The sequence below is a fragment of the Stenotrophomonas sp. 2YAF22 genome, assembly GCF_052114665.1.
Classification (GTDB): domain Bacteria; phylum Pseudomonadota; class Gammaproteobacteria; order Xanthomonadales; family Xanthomonadaceae; genus Stenotrophomonas; species Stenotrophomonas indicatrix.
The window spans coordinates 1-5,957 of record NZ_JBFRFE010000227.1 but is presented as its reverse complement, the minus strand read 5'-3'; the positions used below and the strand labels follow the sequence as shown (position 1 = coordinate 5,957).

Genomic DNA, 5,957 nt, shown 5'->3' with positions numbered 1-5,957 from the left:
GATCACCAGACAGAGGACAACCGCATGACTCAACGCAAGGGCATCATCCTCGCAGGTGGCTCGGGTACCCGCCTGTATCCGATCACCAAGGGCGTCAGCAAACAACTGCTGCCCGTGTACGACAAGCCGATGATCTATTACCCGCTCAGCGTGTTGATGCTGGCCGGCATCCGCGACGTGCTGATCATCAACACGCCGCACGAGCAGGCGCTTTTCCAGAGCCTGCTGGGCGACGGCTCGCAGTGGGGCATGAACATCGAGTACGCCGTGCAGCCGAGTCCGGACGGGCTGGCGCAGGCCTATTTGATCGGCAAGGACTTCATCGGCGGCAAGCCGAGCTGCCTGGTGCTGGGCGACAACATCTTCCACGGCCACGGCCTGCGCGAAGTGCTGCGCAACGCCGACCAGCGCGACACCGGCGCGACCGTCTTCGGCTACTGGGTCAATGATCCGGAGCGCTACGGCGTGGCCGAGTTCGACAAGGCTGGCAAGGTCATCGACCTGGTCGAGAAGCCCGAGAAGCCGCGTTCGAACTATGCCGTCACCGGCCTGTACTTCTACGATGGCAACGCCAGCGATTACGCAGCGGAGCTGAAGCCGTCGCCGCGCGGCGAGCTGGAGATCACCGATCTCAACCAGCGTTACCTGCGCGAGGGCAACCTGCATCTGGAAGCGCTGGGCCGTGGCTATGCGTGGCTGGATACAGGCACGCACCAGTCGCTGCTGGAAGCCTCCAACTTCATCGAGACCATCCAGACCCGCCAGGGCCTGCAGGTCTGCTGCCCGGAAGAAATCGCCTTCGGCCAGGGCTGGATCACCGCCGAACAACTGGAGGCGTTGGCGGCGCCGTTGATCAAGAACGGCTACGGCCAGTACCTGCATTCGCTGGCATTGCGGGGCGTGGTGCCGTGAAGCTGATCGAGACCGCGCTCTCCGGCTGCAAGGTGATCGAGCCGGCCGTCTTTGGCGACGATCGCGGTTTCTTCTTCGAAACCTGGAATGCGGATCGTTTTGCCGAGCATGGCCTGCCGGGCGCATTCGTGCAGAGCAATGTGTCCGCCTCTGCCAAGGGCGTGCTGAGGGGCCTGCATTACCAGTGGCCGCGGCCGCAGGGCAAGCTGGTCACGGTGCTGGAAGGCGAGGTCTACGACGTTGCCGTCGATATCCGTCGCGGTTCGCCGACCTTCGGACGCTGGGAAGCGGTCGTGTTGAGCGCGGAGAACAAGCGGCAGTTCTGGATCCCGGAGGGCTTCGCGCATGGCTTCGCAGTGCTGTCCGAACGTGCACTGTTCAGCTACCTGTGCACGGACGTCTACGTGAAGGAGAGCGACGCAGGCATTCGCTGGAACGATGCCGACATCGCCGTGGACTGGCCGATCAGCGCCCCGACGCTCTCGGCCAAGGATGAGGCTGCGCCGTTCATGAAAGACATTGCCGAGGGCCGCCTGCCGGTCTACCAGCCGTGACGATCCTGCTTCTCGGTGCCAACGGTCAGCTGGGTCAGGAACTGCGACGTGCGCTGGCCCCGCTGGGCAGCATGGTGGCGACTACCCGCAGCGGTGCGCTGCCCGGTGGCACCGCGTGCGAAGTGGCCGACTTCGATCAGCCTGCTTCGCTGGCGGCACTGCTGGACCGTGTGCAGCCGACGGTGGTGGTCAATGCGGCCGCGTATACCGCGGTCGACCGCGCCGAGGACGACCGCGATGCCGCCTTCCGTGCGAATGCGGAGGCACCGGACGTGCTGGCACGCTGGTGCGCGCAGGCCGGCGTCCCGCTGGTGCATTACTCCACTGACTATGTCTTCGACGGGCAGGGCGCGCGCCCCTACCGGGAAGACGATGCGACCGCCCCGCTGGGCGTGTACGGCGCCAGCAAGCTGGCCGGTGAGGAGGCCATCCGCGCGGCCGGTGGACGCCACCTGATCTTCCGCACCGCGTGGGTATATGCCTCGCACAGCACCAACTTCCTGCGCACGATGTTGCGGGTTGGGGCGGACCGCGACGTGCTGCGTGTGGTCGCCGACCAGGTCGGTACGCCGACGCCGGCAGCGTTGATTGCCGATGTGACCGCACAAGCGCTGCAGCACGACGGCACACTGTCGGGCACGTGGCATCTGACCGCGAAGGGCGAGACCAGCTGGCACGGCTTTGCCGAAGCGATCTTTGCGGAAGCGGTAGCAACAGGCGTGCTGTCGCAGGGGCCGAAAGTCGAGGCGATCACCACTGCCGAGTACCCGACGCCGGCCAAGCGTCCAGCATGGTCGGTACTGGACAACAGCAGGTTGCAGCAGGATTTCGGCATCGCGCTGCCGAGGTGGCAGGATGGGTTGAAGCGGGTCATGCAAGAGATTGCGCCAGCGCTTCATTGAGATCCAGCTGCTGGACTGACCAGATCCAACGGCTGCATATGCCCTGCTGGGGCCTTTCCGGACACTTTCATTAAGCGGACAGGAGGGGGCTGGCGGACACGCAGGCTAGAATGCGGCGACCGTCTTCAAGGAAATGCGTGACATGTGTGGAATCGTGGGTGCGATCGCCGGGCGCGACGTGGTGCCGCTGCTGATCGAAGGACTGAAGCGACTGGAATACCGCGGTTACGATTCCTCGGGCATTGCGGTGATCGATCAAGCCGAACGGCCCGACGTGCGCCGCGTGCGCCGTACCGGTCGTGTCTCGGAGATGGCAACTGCTGCCGAGGCTGAAGGCTTCAACGCCAGCCTGGGTATCGGCCACACCCGTTGGGCCACCCATGGCGGTGTCACCGAGGCGAACGCGCATCCGCACATCAGCCATGGCGTGGCGCTGGTGCACAACGGCATCATCGAGAACCATGAAGAACAGCGCGAGAAGCTGCGCGCGCTGGGCTATACCTTCGAGTCGCAGACCGACACCGAAGTGATCGCCCATCTGATTCATCACCATCTCAAGAATGGCGATGACCTGCTGGTCGCGTTGCAGCACACGGTCAAGGAACTGACCGGTGCCTATGCGCTGGCTGTGATCAGCCGTGCCGAGCCGGAACGTTTCGTCTGCGCCCGCATGGGCTGCCCGCTGCTGGTGGGTCTGGGCGAGGGCGAGAACTTCGTGGCGTCCGATGTGTCGGCCGTGCTGTCGGCCACGCGCAAGGTGATCTTCCTGGAAGAGGGCGACACCGCCGAGATCCGCCGGGATGGCGTGAGCATCTTCGATGGCAACGATCAGCCGATCGAGCGCGATGTGCATCTCTCCGATGTCTCGCTGGCCTCCCTGGAGCTGGGCCCGTACCGCCACTTCATGCAGAAGGAGATCCACGAGCAGCCGCGTGCGCTGGGCGACACCATCGAAGCGGCGATCGACGCTGGTGGCTTCCCGGCCGAACTGTTCGGCAAGAATGCCGAAGCGGTGCTGTCGGGAATCGAGGGCGTGCAGATCCTGGCCTGTGGTACCAGTTACTACTCGGGCCTGACCGCGCGCTACTGGATCGAGGCCATCGCCGGCCTGCCGTGCAGCGTGGAGATCGCCAGCGAATACCGCTATCGCGCCGCGTATGCCAATCCCAAGCACCTGATCGTGACCATCTCCCAGTCCGGCGAAACGCTGGACACGATGGAAGCGCTGAAGTACGCCAAATCGCTGGGACACACGCACACGCTGTCGATCTGCAACGTGCCGGAAAGCGCGATTCCGCGCGCCAGCGAACTGGTCTGCTACACCCGTGCCGGCGCCGAGATCGGCGTGGCCTCGACCAAGGCGTTCACCACCCAGCTGGCCGCGCTGTTCCAGCTGACCGTGGTGCTGGGCAAGCTGCATGGCCGCGTTGATGCCGCACAGGAAGCGGACTACCTGGAGCAGCTGCGTTTCCTGCCGGGCAGCGTGCAGCATGCGTTGAACATGGAACCGCAGATCGCCGCATGGGCCGAGCGCTTCGCACGCAAGAGCAGTGCGCTGTTCCTCGGCCGTGGCCTGCACTATCCGATCGCCCTGGAAGGCGCGCTCAAGCTGAAGGAAATCTCGTACATCCACGCCGAGGCCTACCCGGCCGGCGAGCTCAAGCACGGGCCGCTGGCGCTGGTGGACGAGGACATGCCGGTGGTGGTGATCGCACCCAACGACAGCCTGCTGGAGAAGGTCAAATCCAACATGCAGGAAGTGCGCGCGCGYGGCGGYGAGCTGTTCGTGTTCGCCGACCAGGACAGCAACTTCAACGAGTCCGARGGCGTGCACGTGATCCGCACCCCGCGCCATGCCGGCGTGCTCAGCCCGGTGGTGCACACCATCCCGGTGCAGCTGCTGGCGTACCACACCGCGCTGGCACGCGGCACCGACGTGGACAAGCCGCGCAACCTGGCCAAGAGCGTTACGGTGGAGTAAGGTCGCGCCAGAACGCCAGAGCGGCTTTGGCTCTGGGTGTTGCCGCAACCAATTGCCGGGCCGTAGGCCCGGCAATCAAACAACCCTCAACTGCGCCCGTACGTATCCTCGAACCGGACGATGTCATCCTCGCCGAGGTAACTGCCGGACTGCACTTCGATCAGTTCCAGCGGCAGCTTGCCCGGGTTGCGCAGGCGATGGGTCACGCCCAGCGGGATGTAGGTGCTCTGGTTCTCGCTCAGCAGGATTACTTCATCGCCGCGGGTAACTTCGGCGGTGCCGCTGACCACGATCCAGTGCTCGGCACGGTGGTGATGCATCTGCAGGCTCAGCGTACCGCCGGGCTTGACCGTGATCCGCTTGACCTGGAAACGCTCGCCGTTGTCGATGGAATCGTAGGCTCCCCACGGCCGGTACACCTTGCGATGCCAGGTGGCTTCGCTGCGGCCATCAGCCTTCAGCTTCGCCACCACCGTCTTGACCTCCTGCATGCGATCGGCCTTGCCGACCAGCACTGCATCGTCGGTCTCGACCACGATGACATCATCGAGCCCGACCATCGCCACCAGGCGCTGGCCATAGGCATAGGTGTTGCGGCAGTCGATGGCGATCACATCACCTTGGTGCGCGTTGCCATCGCCATCCTGCTGCGAGACATCGCGCAGTGCCGTCCAAGAGCCCACATCGTTCCAGCCGGCATCCAAGGGCACGACGACGGCATCGGCGGTCTTTTCCATCACCGCATAGTCGATCGAATCTGAAGGCACCGCAGTGAACGCGTCCTTGTCCAGCCGGGTGAAGTCGGCATCGCGGCGCGCGCCCTCCCATGCCGTGCGGCAGGCCGACAACATGGCCGGCTGCAGGCGTTCCAGCTCCTGCAGGTAGCGCGAGGCCTTGAACAGGAACATGCCGCTGTTCCAGTAGTACTGGCCACTGGCCACGTAGCCGGTGGCGGTTTCAAGGTTGGGCTTTTCGACGAAGCGTTCGACTGYGCGCACGCCCTGGCCATCGGCGGCCTTGATGTAGCCGTAGCCGGTTTCCGGGCCGGTCGGCACGATACCGAAGGTGACCAGTTTGCCGGCTTCAGCGGCGCCGGCGGCCGCCTGCACCGCAACGCGGAACGCGGCTTCGTCGGTGATCACGTGGTCGGAGGGCAGTACCAGCAACAGCGCATCGGCGCCGTCGCGGGTGGCTTCCAGCGCGGCCACGGCAATGGCCGGGGCGGTGTTGCGGCCGACCGGCTCGAGGATGATCGCGGCCGGCTCGGCGCCGACCTGCTGCAGTTGTTCGGCAGCAACGAAGCGGTGTTCCTCGTTGGCAATGACCAGCGGGCCACGGCTGGCAATGGGGGCCACGCGCTGCCAGGTCGCCTGCAGCATCGTCAGCTCACCGGCCAGAGGCAGGAACTGCTTGGGGTACGCCTCGCGCGACAAGGGCCACAGGCGGGTGCCGGAACCCCCGGAGAGGATGACGGGCTGGACGGTGTTCATCGGGACATCTCCGCTCAGGACTTCAACAGCGTGGCGATTTCATCGGTGCGTGCCTGCATCAGCGCTGCATCCCCGCGCGATTCCACGTTCAGGCGCAGCAAGGGCTCGGTGTTGGAGC

General features: G+C 65.1%; 6 protein-coding genes. 4 read left to right on the top strand and 2 right to left on the bottom strand.

Translation table 11 applies throughout. The features are described 5' to 3' along the window. The first annotated feature begins 24 nt into the window (after window positions 1-24). The 4 genes from rfbA to glmS all read left to right on the top strand — a co-directional run bounded on the left by rfbA (window position 25) and on the right by glmS (window position 4,349). Window positions 25-912: a glucose-1-phosphate thymidylyltransferase RfbA gene (gene rfbA, locus AB4Y84_RS10770; RefSeq protein WP_442244872.1), complete on the top strand. Its 888-nt coding sequence runs from the start codon at window positions 25-27 to the stop codon at window positions 910-912. Continuing rightward, window positions 909-1,466 carry a dTDP-4-dehydrorhamnose 3,5-epimerase gene (gene rfbC, locus AB4Y84_RS10765; RefSeq protein ID WP_442244871.1) on the top strand — a complete coding sequence of 186 codons (558 nt, stop codon included), beginning with the start codon at window positions 909-911 and terminating at the stop codon, window positions 1,464-1,466. The genes rfbA and rfbC overlap by 4 nt, the downstream gene beginning before the upstream one ends. Beyond that, window positions 1,463-2,368: a dTDP-4-dehydrorhamnose reductase gene (rfbD, locus tag AB4Y84_RS10760; protein WP_442244870.1), complete on the top strand. Its 906-nt coding sequence runs from the start codon at window positions 1,463-1,465 to the stop codon at window positions 2,366-2,368. The genes rfbC and rfbD overlap by 4 nt, the downstream gene beginning before the upstream one ends. A gap of 142 nt (window positions 2,369-2,510) precedes the next feature. After that, window positions 2,511-4,349 (top strand): glutamine--fructose-6-phosphate transaminase (isomerizing), encoded by a 1,839-nt coding sequence (glmS, locus tag AB4Y84_RS10755; protein WP_442250114.1) that lies wholly within the window; start codon window positions 2,511-2,513, stop codon window positions 4,347-4,349. Window positions 4,350-4,435: 86 nt separating this feature from the next. Here the strand turns inward: glmS and AB4Y84_RS10750 are convergent, their stop codons facing one another. Further along, window positions 4,436-5,839: a mannose-1-phosphate guanylyltransferase/mannose-6-phosphate isomerase gene (locus AB4Y84_RS10750; RefSeq protein WP_442250113.1), complete on the bottom strand. Its 1,404-nt coding sequence runs from the start codon at window positions 5,837-5,839 to the stop codon at window positions 4,436-4,438. 14 nt (window positions 5,840-5,853) lie between these two features. After that, the coding region (locus AB4Y84_RS10745; protein WP_442250115.1) for a hypothetical protein at window positions 5,854-5,957 on the bottom strand (104 nt) is incomplete at its 5' end.

What these genes read in the sequence shown, in the direction of transcription:
- rfbA (WP_442244872.1), top strand. Translation starts at nt 25, where the DNA reads ATGACTCAACGCAAGGGCATCATCCTCGCAGGTGGCTCGGGTACCCGC.